Origin of the sequence: Sphingopyxis sp. HIX (assembly GCF_001468285.1) — a bacterium.
In the GTDB taxonomy this organism is placed as follows: Bacteria; Pseudomonadota; Alphaproteobacteria; order Sphingomonadales; family Sphingomonadaceae; genus Sphingopyxis.
In genome coordinates, this window is the sequence record NZ_LNSB01000012.1 from 1 (window position 1) to 14,831 (window position 14,831).

Annotated in this window: 16 protein-coding genes; 5 read left to right on the forward strand and 11 right to left on the reverse strand. The window is 65.3% G+C overall.

Features of this window, described 5'->3' with window-relative positions; all coding sequences use genetic code 11:
- Positions 1-53 precede the first annotated feature (53 nt).
- The 6 genes from ATE62_RS07565 to ATE62_RS07590 all read right to left on the reverse strand — a co-directional run bounded on the left by ATE62_RS07565 (position 54) and on the right by ATE62_RS07590 (position 6,657).
- Positions 54-2,345, reverse strand: a complete 2,292-nt coding sequence (locus ATE62_RS07565) for a strawberry notch-like NTP hydrolase domain-containing protein (protein WP_082662661.1) — start codon at positions 2,343-2,345, stop codon at positions 54-56.
- Positions 2,346-2,440: 95 nt separating this feature from the next.
- Positions 2,441-3,196 (reverse strand): DUF7007 domain-containing protein, encoded by a 756-nt coding sequence (locus ATE62_RS07570; protein ID WP_231736180.1) that lies wholly within the window; start codon positions 3,194-3,196, stop codon positions 2,441-2,443.
- A 41-nt stretch (positions 3,197-3,237) separates the two neighbouring features.
- A complete protein-coding gene (locus ATE62_RS07575; RefSeq protein WP_231736182.1) occupies positions 3,238-3,717 on the reverse strand; it encodes a hypothetical protein in 480 nt (159 codons plus the stop codon).
- Between the two features lie 69 nt (positions 3,718-3,786).
- Positions 3,787-4,290 (reverse strand): hypothetical protein, encoded by a 504-nt coding sequence (locus ATE62_RS07580; RefSeq protein ID WP_058818479.1) that lies wholly within the window; start codon positions 4,288-4,290, stop codon positions 3,787-3,789.
- A complete protein-coding gene (locus ATE62_RS07585; RefSeq protein WP_231736184.1) occupies positions 4,283-4,807 on the reverse strand; it encodes a hypothetical protein in 525 nt (174 codons plus the stop codon). The genes ATE62_RS07580 and ATE62_RS07585 overlap by 8 nt, the downstream gene beginning before the upstream one ends.
- Before the next feature lie 116 nt (positions 4,808-4,923).
- Positions 4,924-6,657 carry a chromosome partitioning protein ParB gene (locus tag ATE62_RS07590; protein ID WP_443028858.1) on the reverse strand — a complete coding sequence of 578 codons (1,734 nt, stop codon included), beginning with the start codon at positions 6,655-6,657 and terminating at the stop codon, positions 4,924-4,926.
- Here ATE62_RS07590 and ATE62_RS24100 point away from each other — a divergent pair.
- Positions 6,616-7,287: a hypothetical protein gene (locus tag ATE62_RS24100; protein WP_443028859.1), complete on the forward strand. Its 672-nt coding sequence runs from the start codon at positions 6,616-6,618 to the stop codon at positions 7,285-7,287. The two genes, ATE62_RS07590 and ATE62_RS24100, sit on opposite strands and share 42 nt — an antisense overlap.
- Before the next feature lie 229 nt (positions 7,288-7,516).
- Here ATE62_RS24100 and ATE62_RS07595 read toward each other — a convergent pair whose 3' ends face one another.
- Both ATE62_RS07595 and ATE62_RS07600 read right to left on the reverse strand, forming a co-directional pair.
- Positions 7,517-8,821, reverse strand: a complete 1,305-nt coding sequence (locus tag ATE62_RS07595) for an ATP-binding protein (protein ID WP_058807268.1) — start codon at positions 8,819-8,821, stop codon at positions 7,517-7,519.
- Positions 8,814-9,524, reverse strand: coding sequence for a response regulator (locus ATE62_RS07600; protein ID WP_058807267.1), 711 nt, complete (start codon positions 9,522-9,524; stop codon positions 8,814-8,816). Before ATE62_RS07600 ends, ATE62_RS07595 begins: the two co-directional genes overlap by 8 nt.
- A 176-nt stretch (positions 9,525-9,700) precedes the next feature.
- On the opposite strand from ATE62_RS07600, the gene ATE62_RS07605 reads away from it, so the two are divergent.
- From ATE62_RS07605 to ATE62_RS07620, 4 genes are all read left to right on the forward strand, one after another.
- Positions 9,701-10,210, forward strand: coding sequence for a hypothetical protein (locus ATE62_RS07605; protein WP_058807266.1), 510 nt, complete (start codon positions 9,701-9,703; stop codon positions 10,208-10,210).
- A gap of 103 nt (positions 10,211-10,313) precedes the next feature.
- Positions 10,314-10,781, forward strand: a complete 468-nt coding sequence (locus tag ATE62_RS07610) for an EF-hand domain-containing protein (RefSeq protein ID WP_058807265.1) — start codon at positions 10,314-10,316, stop codon at positions 10,779-10,781.
- Positions 10,782-10,783: 2 nt separating this feature from the next.
- Positions 10,784-11,593 (forward strand): sterol desaturase family protein, encoded by an 810-nt coding sequence (locus ATE62_RS07615; protein WP_058807264.1) that lies wholly within the window; start codon positions 10,784-10,786, stop codon positions 11,591-11,593.
- A gap of 135 nt (positions 11,594-11,728) precedes the next feature.
- On the forward strand, positions 11,729-12,598 hold the full coding sequence (locus ATE62_RS07620; RefSeq protein ID WP_058807263.1) for a TauD/TfdA dioxygenase family protein: 870 nt from the start codon (positions 11,729-11,731) through the stop codon (positions 12,596-12,598).
- Positions 12,599-12,684: 86 nt separating this feature from the next.
- Here the strand turns inward: ATE62_RS07620 and ATE62_RS07625 are convergent, their stop codons facing one another.
- The 3 genes from ATE62_RS07625 to ATE62_RS07635 all read right to left on the reverse strand — a co-directional run bounded on the left by ATE62_RS07625 (position 12,685) and on the right by ATE62_RS07635 (position 14,663).
- Positions 12,685-13,695, reverse strand: coding sequence for a serine hydrolase domain-containing protein (locus tag ATE62_RS07625; RefSeq protein ID WP_197411623.1), 1,011 nt, complete (start codon positions 13,693-13,695; stop codon positions 12,685-12,687).
- Between the two features lie 150 nt (positions 13,696-13,845).
- On the reverse strand, positions 13,846-14,247 hold the full coding sequence (locus ATE62_RS07630; protein WP_058818481.1) for a PaaI family thioesterase: 402 nt from the start codon (positions 14,245-14,247) through the stop codon (positions 13,846-13,848).
- Complete coding sequence (locus tag ATE62_RS07635; protein WP_058807260.1) at positions 14,244-14,663, reverse strand: PaaI family thioesterase; 420 nt, start codon at positions 14,661-14,663, stop codon at positions 14,244-14,246. Before ATE62_RS07635 ends, ATE62_RS07630 begins: the two co-directional genes overlap by 4 nt.
- Positions 14,664-14,831 lie beyond the last annotated feature (168 nt).

Consider the following 14,831-nt stretch of genomic DNA (forward strand, 5'->3'; position numbering starts at 1 on the left):
ACCCTATAGAATAATGTGAAGGACGTGGCGAAATGTTCCGCAGCTTTGCAGGACTACGCCGCGTTCCTCCGCATTACCGCTTCCTCGCGATAAAGCATCTTATGGCGAGCTGCGCATAAGATCGCGAAGGCACCGGCATAGCTGTCATAGATGCGGCGCTCCTCGTCGGTCAGCGCATGCTCGAGCAGCTCATATTCGACCCCGTCGAACGACAGTGAGCGCGCCGCGTAGAGACCGAGCGCCTTGAGATCGCGCGCGAGCACTTCCATCGCGGCGACGCCGCCCTCCTCGATCGCCGCCACGAACTCGCCGCGTGTCGCAAAGGGAAAGTCGCCGCCCCCCCATAGGCCGAGGCGCTGCGCATAGGCGAGGTTCTGAGCCGTCGTTGCGCCGGTTGCGGAGACATAGACGATGCGGGCGTCGGGGAGAGCGTGCTGCAGTCGAAGCCCAGCCCGCCCCTGCTGCGACGGTTTCGCTTCGCCGCGCGTGCCCTTCCCTCCTGCAGCATTCGCCATTGCATGTGCTTCGTCGAAGATGATCACGCCGTCGAAATCGCGTCCGAGCCATCCGACGATCTGCTCGATCCGGCTCGCCTTTGTATCGCGCGCCTGGCTGCGCAGCGTCGCATAGGTCGTGAAGAGAATGCCCTCGGCGAGCTTGATCGGCGTTCCCTGCCGGTAGCGCGAAAGCGGCGTGACGAGCAGGCGCTCTCGGCCCAAGGCCGTCCAGTCGCGCTGCGCGTCTTCGAGCAGCCGGTCCGACACCGACAGCCAGACGGCGCGGCGCCGACCCTTAAGCCAATTGTCGAGGATGATCCCCGCGACCTGGCGCCCCTTGCCGGCGCCCGTTCCGTCACCGAGGAACCAGCCGCGCCGGAACTGAACGGCTTCCTCATTGTCGTCGCTCGCCGCGGTGACAACGTCCCAGGTCTCGTCGACGGTCCAGCTTCCGGTGATGTGGCCGCTGTGCGCTTCGCCGGCATAGATGATCGACTCGATCTGCGCGTCCGAGAGGATGCCATCGGCAATGAGGCTCGTGGGCAGATGCGGACGATAGCCGGGCTTCGGCGGCGCGACCGAGGCCATCGCCGCCGATTGCACGAGCGCGGTCGGATGCGGCCTCGCATGCGGAATGCTCAGCGATTGCAGGACATAGGGCTCGTAGATGCCGTCTCCGAGCACCCCGTCGGCCGCCGACCAGTCGCGGCAATGATAGTCGAGTTCGGGGGCGACTTCGGCCACCCCCGCGCGGGCCTGCCGCTCGGTGGCGACGGCTCGCGTCCGTTCCGGCGCGGCGACCGGATGCGCTGCGGTCGCGCCCGGCGGAGGCGTCGGCGTGGATCGCGGCGGGACGTCGGCGATGACCCAGCCGAGCAAGGTTGCAAGATCGGCGGCCTCGCCCCGGCTTGCCGGAAAGGAAGAAGGGTCAACGGCCGCGAGCTTGTCGAACACGAGCAGCCGCGTCGGTGTGGTCGTCCCATGCTTCGCATAGAGTTTGCCGGCGATGGCGGCGGAGAATATGAGGCGCGCCTCGGCCTGCAGGCCGGTGAAGGCCTCCCGCCACGCCGGCACCTCGGGCGCGCAATTGGCGCCCACGATTGCCACGAGCCGGCCGCCCGGCCTCAGCCGCGCGAGCGCCGAGCGGATGTGCCGGATGGCGGCGTCCTTCATCGCGCGGTCGACATTCGCGACCGCCGAGAAAGGCGGGTTCATCAAGATGACGTCGGGAACGACGGCCCCGTCGAGACGATCGTCGATCGCTGCCCCGTCGTGGCGCGAAACCTGCGACGAGGGGAAGAGATGTCCGAGGATGGCTGCACGCCTTGGCTCGAGCTCGTTGAGTGCCAGGCGCGCGCCGGCGAGTTCGGCATGGCTCGCGAGCATGCCGGTGCCGGCGGACGGCTCGAGCACGAGGTCGGCTGGACCGATCGAAGCCGCCACAGCGGCGACATAGGCGAGCGGCAGCGGGGTAGAGAATTGCTGATAGGCTTGTCCGGCTTCGGAGCGGCGAGTCTGCGTCGGGATGCGGCGCGCGATCTGCTCCCACAGCATGAGGCGCCTCGGGGCCGAGCCTGCCCGGGTCATCAAGGCCCGGCCATATGAGCGAAGCAGCAGGACCTGCGCCGCCTCGCAGGCATCATAGGCGGTTTTCCAGTCCCAGCCGCCTTCGGCATCGCTCGCACCGAAGGCCGCAGTCATCGCGGCGCGAACTTGCCCCGTGTCGAAGGGGTTGCCCGCTTCGAGAAGCGGGAGAATGGCCTCGGCGGCCACCAACAGGCGGGTAGCTTCGGACGGGACGGAAAAAGGCGCGGCGCCGGGCGCCGCGCAGACGGAAGGATTTGGCATGAGCGGATTCCTCGGGAGAGCGGGACGGATGATGGCCCGCCGGACGCTCTCTCTCGGACCCGGCGGCTCCCTTTCCGGCCCCGGGACACTTCCTCTCATCCCATGGAGCGATGGCGCTCCGGATCGATCACGAAGCCATGCCGGCCGATGACATATTCCTCGTCGGGCACGAGGAAATCGCGGGACGCCACCGCGCCGCGCAAGCCGCCAAGCGAGGCGGTCGCGATTATCTTGCCGGGGTGCGCTTCGGCCTGGCTCGCAGCGATCACGACCCAGTCGCCTGCGTGATCGCGCTGGAAGGCCTCGCGATCGCGCGTCCGGGACTCCGAACGCTCGAGCCTGCGGCCGTAGAGCGCCTCCCAGATATCCGGTTCATAGTCGCGAAGCGTTCGCTCGGCCGCCTCGCGCTCCCGATCGGTGAAGAGATCGGGATAGCCCGCGGCGACGCGCGCCCAGTCGCAATCCTCCTCATACCAGCCGTCGTCCCACCGCAGCGCCGGGTGCAGCAGCGCGTTGCGGATCTCATCGAGGTGGAAGCCGCCGTGGCTCGCCGTGTCGTAGCAAATGATCCCCTCGGCGTAGCGTGTGGCTACCTGCGATGGCCCCCAGGGCGTATGCACGCTCCCGGAAATCCGCTCGCGGCCGAAAGCGGCGCGTTGCCGGAAGTGGAGCAGCCAGGCCTCGACATGCGATCGAAAGCCCGCTTCGTCCGCGACGATGCCATCGCGCCCGAAGGCATCCTTCGCGGACCATGACGTGATCGGCCGCGCCGACGAAGCGGCGGTCGAGATGCGATACTCGTCTCCCTCAGGCAGCGCGATCAACCCGAGATAATCGATGCGCGCCGCCATCAGGCCATCGGAAGTGGTGCCATATTCGGCCTGGATTGCGGTCATGCCGCTTCCTCCCGGATGAGCGGCCGATCGACCGGGTCGGGATCGCTCACCAGCTCGATCCGCGCGTCGTGATAATGATGCTCGGCCAGCCAAGCCCGCGCCGCTTCGTCATCGGCCGCGAGGTGACGCAGTTCGCAATTGTCCGCCAGTCCGGTTAGCACGCGTGCCGAACCGGCGACAGGCCGTTCGAGAATCTCGAAGTCGAGGTTGCCGACCACCGAGTAGATACGGCGCACGACGAGGATCGGGACCCCGCCGCTCGAATAGGTTGCAAGGTGGAGGCCGAAGGTTGCCGGCGATGAATAGGTAGGCCGATCGCAGCCGGGCTGGCATTCGATGAGCGTCCCGGTGCCATTGTCATTCTCCCATGCCTTGACCTTGCGGGTGAAGCGTTCGGGCGGGCGCGGCTGGCCATTGGAAAAGCGGATCTTGCTGCCGAGCGGCGCCGACAGATAAAGTTCAAGCGGTGTCATCATAGGTCTCCTGAAAATGAAGAAGCCCGGCGCGATGGCCGGGCTTCGAAGAGGGAAATTCGGTTCGCGGTTTCAGCCGGGCGGTGCTCCAATCGGGAGCTTGGCGATCGCCTGTTCGAGGAAATCGGATGTCGACATATGTTCGATGTCGCCAGCCGTGATCAGGGTCGCCGAGCCGCCGAAGCCATCGGACAGCATCTTCGAACAGGACCAGGCAGATTCCACCTCGATGTAATCGAGAGCCGAACGTTTCACGACGTCCTGGAAGATGCCTTCGAAACCGATGACCGACAGGTCGAAGTCGAGCTCGTTCGTGTCGGGATCGAGCCCTGCAAGCTCGTCGCGGAGACACTCCGCGAGCGAGCTTGCTATGCCATCGTCGGCGGCGAGCATCGTGATCACCTCGGGGACATCCATCGCGACGCTGTCGTTCGGCCCGAACGGCGCATAGAAATAGACATCCTCGCCGATGATCTCATGTCGAAACACCGAAGACAGCACCCTGAATTCCAGCTCGCTCATCGCCGTCTTCGGAATGTCGGGGCGCACGACCATCTGGGAATAATAGTCAGGCATGATCAGCGTCCTCCTCACCTTTGTGCGGGAGCGCCGGCTCCGGATCACCGTCGACGACCAGCGGCGGGATTTCGAAGTCCGCTTCCTCGAAGTAGGTAAGGATGGCCTCGATCGAACCGCGTTCCTTCACGACATGCTGGTCGATCATGATGCGATCATTCTCGTCGCACATGTAGGAGTCGGCTTCCCCCGAGCCGCGGAAGATGACGCGTTCCGCGCTCCACTCGCCGGGATAGCCGCCCGACCAGCGAACGAACGGCAGGCCTTGCTCGACACATAAGGCTTCAAGCGACTCCGCCCTGCCCCACGGCACATTGTGGGCGTAGAGCGACAGCGGTTCGCCGACGATACGATGACCGGCGTGGAAGGTGGGACCTTCCCATTCGATCGAGAGGCGTTCGCTGTTGATGATCTCGACGAGCGCGCCAAAAGCCTCGGCGCCAACGCGCCCGCCGATCGTGATCGAGATGGAGACGCAGTCAGCCATGATGACCTCCTGCGATAGCGGTAGCGCCACCGGCCTCGGCGGCATGGATTGAATTGGTCATTTCATTTCTCCGAAAAGGCGAAAGCCCGGCGCGATGTCCGGGCTTTCGTAGTCAGGATGGATTGCGGCTCAGCGCCGCAGCCGGATCATTCGGCCGCGACCGCATCCGCATCGTCGTCGTCCGTGGCATCGCCCTCGATGTTCTCGTCAAAGCTTTCGGCGAGGCCGGGCGGCAGTTCGCCGGCACCATCGTCGTTCGCGACTGCGGGTGAGGCCACCGGTTCGAGCTCGGGCGTGCGCAGCGGTTCGGGGAGCCAGTCGGTATCCTCGAGCAGTCGTTCGGCCTCGCGGGCCATGTCGGCCTTCTTCAGATGGTCGATCATCTGCGCGAAATTCTCGCCCCGCGCCTCGGTGACGTCGGCGAGGATGCGCGGCTTGGGCACGGCCGCGAGATAGGCGTCCGCTTTCGCCTTCCAGCCGGCGGCAATGACATCGAGGCCGACCGCGCGCGCGATGACATGGCTGTGCGCGACACGCCGCTCGACGCCGTGGGGAGAGATGCGGCCGTTGTCATATTTGACCGCCTCGCGCTGGGCGTTGACGCCGACCGACACGCAATGCGCGAACAAGGCCCATTGGTCATCGCTGCCGAGCGCGAGCACCCAGTCCCAGATGTCCTTGTCGCTCTTCGGCATCCGGGTGCGCCATTCCTCCCGCCGCTCGGCGATCGCCTGCCCGGGCGCGCTGTCGCGAAGGCCCGGAGGCTCGTTCGAGAAGCTGACCGGGTTCACGCGGACCTGCACGCAGCCCTCGCTGCTGTACCCGAAGAAGCAGGACAGGACGAAGGCGTGGAGCACCGAGACGAAGGCCGTCGCCGGATCCTTGGCGAAAGCATCCTGCAGCGCGAGCGTTCGCCACGCCGTCAGGTCGGAGACGAGCCGCTCGGACAGAGGCTTGAGCGTCTCGATCTCCTCCTCGCCGGCCGCCTCGCCGGTCACTGCGGGCGCCGCAGCATCGGTGGAAGCCGAGTCGGCATGCTGGCCGCCGGCACTGGCGCCCGCTTCGCCCTCACCGCCTTCGACTTCGGGATCGACCGGTTCGTCCTCTGCTTTCACGAAGCCACGCTCGATCCGGAGCGATCCATTGGCCTCGATCGACAGGAATGCGCCGGCAATCGCGATCTCGGCGGGATCGAAGATCTGCGGCCGCTCGGTGATCGCGCTTATCGCAGCGTCGATCTCCTCGAGGCGCGCATGGACCTCTTCGGGGACATAATCGGCGTCGCACCATTCGTTGCTGAGCGCCTCGCCTTCGGTCTCGAGATCGGAGAGCGTCTTCTGCTCCTCGTCGGTCATCGGCACTTCTTCGCCGTAGATCGCGCGCATTCCGCGGCTCGCGTTCCATGGCGCATCAAGGCCGGCATCGACCCATTTCCAGCCCTCGCCGCCGATGCGTTCGGCTTCGGATTCGAGTTTCGCGCCGACAAGCTTGTCGAGCAGCGGGGGATCGGTCAGCCAGCCGCCGGCGTCGGCCTCGAAGAGGTCGCGCACGACGCTGCCGCCCGCATCGACATAGGCCTCGAGCCCGACGAAGCGGACGCGTTTGTCGACGACACGCACGCTATTTTCGGTCAGCTTCTCGCGAATGAAGGCAGGCGCCGAACTTAAGCTGGTCTTCAGCAGCTCGAACACGGCTTCCTGGCGCTCGAAATCGTCCGAGATCGTGAAGGCCATGATCTGTTCGAGCGAGAGGCCGTCCTCGGCATAGACCTTGAGCAGCGCAGGCGACACGCCCGCGAGCTTCAGGCGTTGGCGGACGACCGCCGGCGTAACGAAGTGATGCGCGGCGATTTTTTCGACATCGTCGCCCTTCTCGGCCATCGCCTGCATGGCGCGGAACTGGTCGAGCGGATGAAGGGATTCGCGCCGGGCATTTTCGGCGAGGCTGTCGTCTTCGGCAAGGATGCCGCAATCGGCCGGCTTGACGATGCACGGAACGGGAGCATCCCTGGCGAGCCGCTTCTGCTTCACCAGCAGCTCAAGAGCGCGATATCGCCGGCCTCCGGCCGGAACCTCATAATCCCCGGTTTCCTGGCCGTCGTCATTCAAGACCGGCCGGACATTGAGGCTGGTCAGCAGGCCTCGCCTCTCGATATCGGCTGCGAGTTCAGCAATAGTTTCCCCGGCGAGGATTTTCCGCACGTTGGATTGGGACAGAAACAACCTGTCGAAGGGAATGTCGCGAGACTGGTTGAGGGTGATTTTCGGTTGCGTCTTGGCCATGAGCCATCTCCGGGGCGGGACGCCGGAAGCCACTCTCCCGACTCTCGATTCCGCCGCAAGGACCGGAATTCCCTCTGGCTCTCGAAGAGACACCGGCAGGTCCGGCGTTCGGGCCGGATCAGGCAAGGGACCGGCAGGATGGCTTTCGACCGATTCCCGGAAGCACCGCGCGGCAGCGCGGTGAACAGCGTCCAAGCTCGCGCTGCCGAAAATTTCACCTCCAGCTAGGAAACCGATCTCGGCCCCAGGATCCCGGCGTCGGAATCGCTGACGGTTCGCCGAAGACGCACCGCGCCCCTGCCGCGGCCATCATGCCAATCCCGGCGCGGACGGCGTCATCGCTATCCGGTCATGGTGGCCGTCGCCCTCTCCATGACCAGGGCCAGGGCTGCCGGGAGCGCATGTGCGCCGAGCGCGCGTTCGCGGGCAACGACAAAGGCAGCGCGTTGCCAGGCGCTCACCCCAAGTTCGGGCAGGCTTGCACCTTTAAATCGGTCAGCAGGACGCTGGCCTGAAACCCGTCCGGCACAAAGCGGAAGCTGAGCTGCCCTGCAAGCGCTGCGACCGCGCGCTTTGTAATGGCCAGGCCCAATCCGGTGCCTTCGCCGCCGCGCGCCACGTCGCCTCGTGCAAAGGGCCGAACCATCGCGTCGCATTGGCCGGAAGACATCCCGCTGCCCCGGTCGGTGACCGCTATCGCGACGCCATTCCCATTTCGCCGGGCCTCGACACGAACCGGCGCGGCACCATGGCGGACGGCATTGGCAACAAGATTGGCGACTGCACGCGAGAGGGCGTGCGGCCTGGTTCGAACTTCGAGGCCTGCCTCCACCTCGAGGTCGATAGCACCAGCCGAACCGCTGTCGGCAACGACTTGCGCCAGGAGCGGAGAGATCTCGACTATCTGGATCTCCTCTGTGTCGAAGCTGCCCGCAAAGTCGAGAAATTGGCCAAGCATGGCCTCGATCCTGTCGACCTGCCGAACCGCGCTCAGCTGCAATTCGGGGTCGCCTCGCATCATTTCGAGCGAGAGGCGCAATCGTGTGAGCGGCGTTCGCAAATCGTGACTGACACCGCCGAGCATGAGTGCGCGATCGGCCTCGTGATCGGCAAGTCGCTGTGTCAGTCGGTTGAAGGCAGCAGCAACGGTGGAAATTTCAGGCGGGCCTCCGGCATCTATCGGCTCGGGCGGATGATCGGGGCTATAGGCGTCGACCGCTGCAGTCAGGCGCCGCAATGGTCGGTCGAGACGGCGCTGAATCAACAGTCCCGCGAGCGAAGCGACGACGAAGGCGACACCGAGCGCGGTCAGGAGGCTGAACATGGCGCTCCGCTTGCGCGGCGGCGTCATACTGACCCAATATTCCTCTCGCCCCAGCGTCAGGCGCACCCATAATCGGTCGCCGGGATCGGTGATCCAGTCGAGACTCTCCTGTCTGTCCAGGCGTCCCGCGAGGGCACGCATGAAATGGACTTCAATGATCGACGGGAAGCGTCGCCCGTCCGCAGGCGGATTCGCGAGTGGCCGAACGAGCAGATTGTCGCCGCGATTCAGGTCGGCGAGCACCGCGGCGCGGCGCGACCGCGGCATGTCGGCCATGGCGTTAGACAGCGCTTCGATCATGTCGGCCGTCACGTCCGCGACACGGGCAGTCTGCGGTCCGATGACTAGCAATTGCACAAGCAGCCCGGCAAGCAGCTGTCCCGCCAGCACGATGCCGACCAGCATCGCGACCTTTCGCTTCGCGAAGCGCTCAACCATCCGGGCTGCAGGTCAGCATATATCCTACTCCCCATATGGTGCGCACGAAGCGCGGCGTATCTGTGTCATCGCCGATGGCCTTGCGCAGACGGCCGATCTGGACATCGATCGCGCGGTCGGTGATTTCTGCATCGCGACCAAGCGCGCGATCGATGAGCTGGGCACGGGTGAGCGGACGCCCGGCGCTTCGCGCGAGAGCCCCCATCAGAGCGAATTCCCGCGATGAGAGCGCGACGGGGTTACCGTCGCGCAGCACCGTCATCGCCGAGTAGTTTATCGTGAAGGGGCCGACGATCACCGTCTCGTCGCGCGACTGGGTGCGCGCTGGGGACAGTCGGCGAAGCAGGGCGTTGATACGGGCGACCAGCTCACGTGGCAGGAAGGGCTTACCGAGATAATCATCCGCCCCCATCTCGAGGCCGATGACCCGATCGACGGGATCGCCCCGCGCGGTCAGCATGATGACCGGGATGCCGTCGCCGCCTTCACGAAGACGGCGCAATATTGCGAGGCCATCCTCTCCCGGCATCATCAGGTCGAGCACGAGGAGGTCCGCGGGCTCACGCTGCAACCCCGCCTCCATGGCGCGCCCGCTATCCGCCACGCGAACCTCGAAGCCATGTTCGCGGAGAAAGCGCTGTAGCAGGGCTCTCAGTTCCGGGTCATCGTCGACCACCAAAATGCGGGGCGCCTTGCCGTCCATCCGCGCACAGTGCCAGCAAGCCCGCGCCCGGGCCAGTGCAGAAGATGTGACAAGTCATGACAGGCGCGCGGACCCGTCGCACCCTGTTGCAACTTCGCTCATCGGCGACATCATCACGATATAGTTTTGCGCGATGAAGGGGCGTTCCCATTGATACAACAGACAGGAGTATCGGCATGACCAACACCCCGAAAATGTTCGCCGCCCTCGCAGCGACACTGGCCCTCGCCGCGGCGGGCACCGCCGACGCCCGCCAGGGCTCGATCAAGGCGCGCGGCGCAAACGGCTCGGTTTCTGCCAAGAGCGGTCCCAATGGCACGATGGTCCGCGGTCGCGGAACGGTCCAGAACGATGACGGCTCGGTGACGACCCGCTCCGGCGGCGCCTACCAGGGAGCCAATGGAAGCCAGGCCAAGCGCGCTTCGACCACGACGGTCTCGCCCGACGGATCGGCCAGCCGGAGCGGCGAGGCCTATGCCAGCGGTCCGAACGGCAGCGCAAGCAGCGCCGGCGGCTTCCAGCGAGACGCGAACGGAAACTGGTCGGGCGGGCGTACGACGTCGGCCACCAACGCGAACACGGGTAACAGCTATTCCGGGTCGACGGCGATCGATCCTGCAACAGGCAAGCCGGTGCACAGCTCAAGCTGCACCGATGCGGCCGGCACCGTCATACCCTGCCGCTAACCGGGGCCGCCACACCCCCTCCCCCCGGTATGCGAGGGGCGGCCACCGCGAGCCGCCCCTCGCTTTTCCGGCCGCCTGTTCCTCCCTTGCAGGAGATTCGGTCATGAAGATGAATGCCAGGTCCATCCACGCCCTGCGCAGCGCCGCGCTCGGCCTTGCGCTGACGCTCTCGCTCTTCGCGAGCGCCGGGAGTGCGCAGTCCTTCCCCGGCGCCCCGGGGAATTTCGATCGCGTCGAAGAGCAACTGCGCGCCGCCGACAAGAATGGCGACGGCTCGGTCAGCCGAAGCGAATATAGGCAACAGCGAGCGGCGCAATGGTCCAGCCTCGACCGTGACGGCGACGGCTTCTTCAGCAAGGACGATTTGCCGTCGTTCCTCCAGTCGCGCTGGGATGGCGAGCGGATCGCCGATTTGCGACGGCAGTTCGATCGAAACGGCGACGGCCGCATTTCCCGGACCGAGTTCGTGGACGGACCGATGCCGGGATTCGATCTCGCCGACGCCAACCACGACCAGCTGGTCACAGAAGCCGAGATGAAGGTCGCCGCCCAGAAATTCAAGGCGAAATAGCGATGCGGCTTGCGATGCAATATCCGGTCGTGATGGTCGCCATGCTGCTTCTCATCGTCGCCGAATTTGCCTGGCGGCGCGCTGGCAGAGGTTATGATTTCCGCGCGGCGCTCGCGAGCTTCGGCGTAGCGATCGGGCAGGCAGCCATCCGCCCGGTTACCGGTATTGCGACTCTTGCAATCCTGCAGGCCGCGCACGGCTGGGCCCCGTTCCGCCTCCCCGTCGATGACTGGCGGACATGGGCGGCAGGATTTTTCGCAGTCGAGTTCACCTACTATTGGTTTCACCGCGCGAGCCACCAGATACGCTGGATGTGGGCGACCCATGCCGTGCACCACAGCACGCGCGAACTGATCCTGCCTTCGGCGATCCGCCTCGGGTGGACAGAGTTTTTTTCGCTCGGCTGGCTGTTCTTCGCGGCGCTCGCGCTTGCCGGATTCCCAGCTGTCGTGATCGGCGTGCTCCTGGGGTTGAACCTGATCTATCAGTTCCCGCTCCATACCGAGGCGATAGGCAGGCTTGGACCGCTCGAATGGGTGTTGAACACGCCCTCGCACCATCGAGCCCATCACAGCAGCGACGCCGCCTATCTCGACTGCAATTTCGGCGGCGTTACGATCATCTTCGATCGCCTGTTCGGCACGTTTCGCGCGGAACCCGTCGGCGGAGGGCTCACCTACGGTCTCGTCAAGCCGGTGAACTCGAACAACCCCTTGCTGATCGCGCTTCATGAATGGGGTCGCATGTTCTCCGACATGGTGGCTGCCCGGGGCTTCGCCGCCAGGCTGCGGATCGCAATCGGGCGGCCCTGACGCCGAAGCGTGGGACGTCGCGGGTCGCGCCAACGAGGCTATATTGTCAATAATCGACATAGCTGATATTGCGCGCGGATCGATCCGGTCCGAGGCGGTGCCGAAAGAGCGGAGTAATATCTCGGAGCCGACGCTATGCCCGCCAGCCGCGCCCATCTACGGACCTTCGCCCCTGCCAGCGATCCCTATCGCGAGATCGCGGTCAAGAGACTGACGCCAGCCATTGGTGCGGAGATTGGCGGTGTCGACCTCGCTGCGCCGATGCCGGACGCCGTCTTCGCCGAGATCGAACGCGCGTTCGCGGAGAATCTCGTGATCTTCTTTCGCGACCAGATGCTGACGCCCGAGGCTCATCTCGCGTTCGGCCGCAAATTCGGGGAGCTCCACGTCCACCCTGCCGCGCCCAGTGAAGCCGGACATCCCGAGTTGATGGTGATCGCGACCGACGAGAATAGCCCCCGCGCAAATGGTGAAGGCTGGCACTCGGACGTGTCGTGCGATGCGGAGCCTCCGCTCGGATCGATGTTATACATCCACACCTGTCCCGAAGTCGGAGGCGACACGCTGTTCGCGAACATGTACGCGGCTTACGAATTGCTGTCGGAAGGCATGAAGCGCCGCCTCGAAGGCCTGCAGGCCGTTCACGACGGGGAGCATGTCTATCGCGGCCTCTACGCGAACTTGGGTGTCTCCGATCGGCCGGTCTATCCGCGATCGGTCCATCCGGTTGTCCGCACCCATCCGGTGACGCGGCGCAAGGCGCTCTTCGTCAATTCGGGGTTTACGACCGCCATCGTCGGCCTGTCTCCGGACGAGAGCGACGCGCTGCTGCGATATCTCTTCGGTCACCTAGCCCATCCGCTATTCCAGTGCCGGTTCCGCTGGACGCCCGGCACTCTCGCCTTTTGGGACAATCGCTGTGCCCAGCACCAGGCGATTTGGGACTATTGGCCTGAAAGGCGTTATGGAAATCGCGTGACGATCAAGGGCGCCGCCCCTTTCTGAGGCGATTATGCGCGGCCGCCCGGTCATCTGTCGTCGCAGCGATTCGACGCCTTGCTGCCCCGCCGGCGTGGCCCGGAACCGACGCTTCAGTCCAGCAAGAGCCTGAGGAAGTCGGCATCGGACCATTTGGTCGCGGGGTCCGCGCCGGGGCCGAGCGCGGCGAGGTCGAGCCGCGCCTGGCGCACGATGACAAGTCCGCGCGAAGGGATGACGTATAGCCGCTGGTCTCCGGCCCCCGCCGCGAGCACCAGGTCGCGAGGCAGTTCGGCGGCGCGGCGGCCGATGTCGGTCGACGCCGTGACGGGATCGGCACCTGGCGCAATATGGGGGAGCCACCAGGTGAGGCCATAACCGGGATTGGCCTTGCTGCCTTTGAACAGCTCCGCGAATGCCACGGGATCGACGAGCGATTTCCCGTCCTTCGTGCCGCCGGCGCGGATGAACTCTCCAAATTTTGCCCACTCGCGCGCCGTCAGGACCATCCCTTGCGGCAGCAGCGGATTCCCGTCGGCACCTCGTCGCCACTGCGCCACCGACATTCCCAGCGGCTTCAATATCCGGTCGCCGACATAGGTTTCGATGTCGCCCGGCCGGCCGGCGGCGACAAGCTTGCGCCGGAGGATCTCTCCGAACAACTGCATCGGGGCCGGCCCATAATGAAATTCGGTTCCGGGCGCGGCGACCAGATCCTGCGCGGCTGCTTCCGCATATGTTGGCGGCTTGCCGATCGCGCTGACCTGTCCACCCGTCATCGAAAGGAGATGCCTCAGGGTGACGTCCTTCTTCAGGGGGGTCCCGGACCATTCCCTGATCGTTGCGGCGACCGGCTCGTCGAGGGTCAGAAGACCGTCCTGCACCGCCGCTGCGGCGATAATCCCGACAAAGCTCTTCGTCCCGGACCAGAGTTCATAGGCTTCCTCCGCGGCGCCCTTATGGGTGTCACAGACGATTGCTCCATTCTGCAGGACCAGGACGGACAGGCCCCGGCGGCTGTCCGAATAGGCGGTCGCCGCCGCGCAGCCGGCCCCGGTCGCGGCGATCGCGTGGCCGGGGGCTGCCAACGCCAATGCCGCGAGTATAATCCTGTATCTTGCCATGAACCTGCTCCCACCTGCTCGGCTTTGCCTACATTCTGACCGCGCCTGCCGTTTGTGAGAAAGACCGCGGCCATTGTCAATAATTGGCAAAGAACCGGCCGGGATCGGCATTCGGAGACATGGCACCGATGTCGCGAGACATGCCTGCCCTCAGATTCTGAACTCGCACTGCGCAGCGCAAATCGGCTTGTCCGGCCCGAGCTGCCATGCCTCGCCGTGAACGACGGCAACGCGGCGGCCGATGCGCCTCACCTGGGGTTTTGAAAAGGTCGGGACCGGGCCAGCGCTGGCGATATATTGCAGGTTGATGCTGATCGGGCGCGGCGGGGTGTGAAGCCCCGCAACCCGCGCCAGTTCGGCGGCGCAGCAGAGTTCGAGGAAGGCCGCTATCGCCCCGCCATGCAGCGCCGGGAGCTGCACGTTGCCCACCAGCCTCTCGCGTTCGACAAGCCGATAAAGATGCGCGCCATCGCTTTCGTCCATCTCGACCCCGAGGAAGGCGGCGAACGGAGAATGGGCGAGGATGTCACCTGTTGGGAACGGCTTGTTCACGACGAGGGGTGCCTCCTGAATGCGAAACTTCCCTGAGCGGCGGCGACGAGCGCGCCGGGGTCCGTATCCCACACGTCCGCACGCACGAAGGCGATGTTGCGGGTCATGTGGTAGCAGCGCGCCTCGACCGTCACGGACGATGCCGTAGCGGCTGGCCGCACATGGTCGATTTTGAGGTTGAGCGTCGAGATTACCACCTGTCGATCGAAGCGAGCCATCACGGCCATCCCGCATGCCTGGTCGATCAGTGTCGCGATCGCGCCGCTGGCAAGCAGCATGGCGTCCTCAAAAGCAGCGAGGTCGTCGCGCCAGGGCAGCCTCATGACCGCGCAATCGGACGATATCGTCAGAAATTCGAGGCCGAGGGCGCCGCTCCATGGCGTAACCCGGTTGAGCATCTCGGGCCGCGACGTCATGCGTCACCCTTCTGCGGATATTCCCCAGGCCCGGTAGCCACGGGGCGATGCACGCTCGTGCTGACGATCCGGTGAACCGATTGCATACCGCAGGATCCCAAAGTGTCAGACCGCAGCTCGCCCGGAGAAGGCAGCGGTACGTGCCCGAATTCCGGGACGAATTGCAGC

What these genes read in the sequence shown, in the direction of transcription:
- ATE62_RS07565 (WP_082662661.1), bottom strand. Translation starts at nt 2,345, where the DNA reads ATGCCAAATCCTTCCGTCTGCGCGGCGCCCGGCGCCGCGCCTTTTTCC.
- ATE62_RS07570 (WP_231736180.1), bottom strand. Translation starts at nt 3,196, where the DNA reads ATGGCGGCGCGCATCGATTATCTCGGGTTGATCGCGCTGCCTGAGGGA.
- ATE62_RS07575 (WP_231736182.1), bottom strand. Translation starts at nt 3,717, where the DNA reads ATGATGACACCGCTTGAACTTTATCTGTCGGCGCCGCTCGGCAGCAAG.
- ATE62_RS07580 (WP_058818479.1), bottom strand. Translation starts at nt 4,290, where the DNA reads ATGCCTGACTATTATTCCCAGATGGTCGTGCGCCCCGACATTCCGAAG.
- ATE62_RS24100 (WP_443028859.1), top strand. Translation starts at nt 6,616, where the DNA reads ATGCGCGGCGATTTTTTCGACATCGTCGCCCTTCTCGGCCATCGCCTG.
- ATE62_RS07590 (WP_443028858.1), bottom strand. Translation starts at nt 6,657, where the DNA reads ATGGCCGAGAAGGGCGACGATGTCGAAAAAATCGCCGCGCATCACTTC.
- ATE62_RS07595 (WP_058807268.1), bottom strand. Translation starts at nt 8,821, where the DNA reads ATGGTTGAGCGCTTCGCGAAGCGAAAGGTCGCGATGCTGGTCGGCATC.
- ATE62_RS07600 (WP_058807267.1), bottom strand. Translation starts at nt 9,524, where the DNA reads ATGGACGGCAAGGCGCCCCGCATTTTGGTGGTCGACGATGACCCGGAA.
- ATE62_RS07605 (WP_058807266.1), top strand. Translation starts at nt 9,701, where the DNA reads ATGACCAACACCCCGAAAATGTTCGCCGCCCTCGCAGCGACACTGGCC.
- ATE62_RS07610 (WP_058807265.1), top strand. Translation starts at nt 10,314, where the DNA reads ATGAAGATGAATGCCAGGTCCATCCACGCCCTGCGCAGCGCCGCGCTC.
- ATE62_RS07615 (WP_058807264.1), top strand. Translation starts at nt 10,784, where the DNA reads ATGCGGCTTGCGATGCAATATCCGGTCGTGATGGTCGCCATGCTGCTT.
- ATE62_RS07620 (WP_058807263.1), top strand. Translation starts at nt 11,729, where the DNA reads ATGCCCGCCAGCCGCGCCCATCTACGGACCTTCGCCCCTGCCAGCGAT.
- ATE62_RS07625 (WP_197411623.1), bottom strand. Translation starts at nt 13,695, where the DNA reads ATGGCAAGATACAGGATTATACTCGCGGCATTGGCGTTGGCAGCCCCC.
- ATE62_RS07635 (WP_058807260.1), bottom strand. Translation starts at nt 14,663, where the DNA reads ATGACGTCGCGGCCCGAGATGCTCAACCGGGTTACGCCATGGAGCGGC.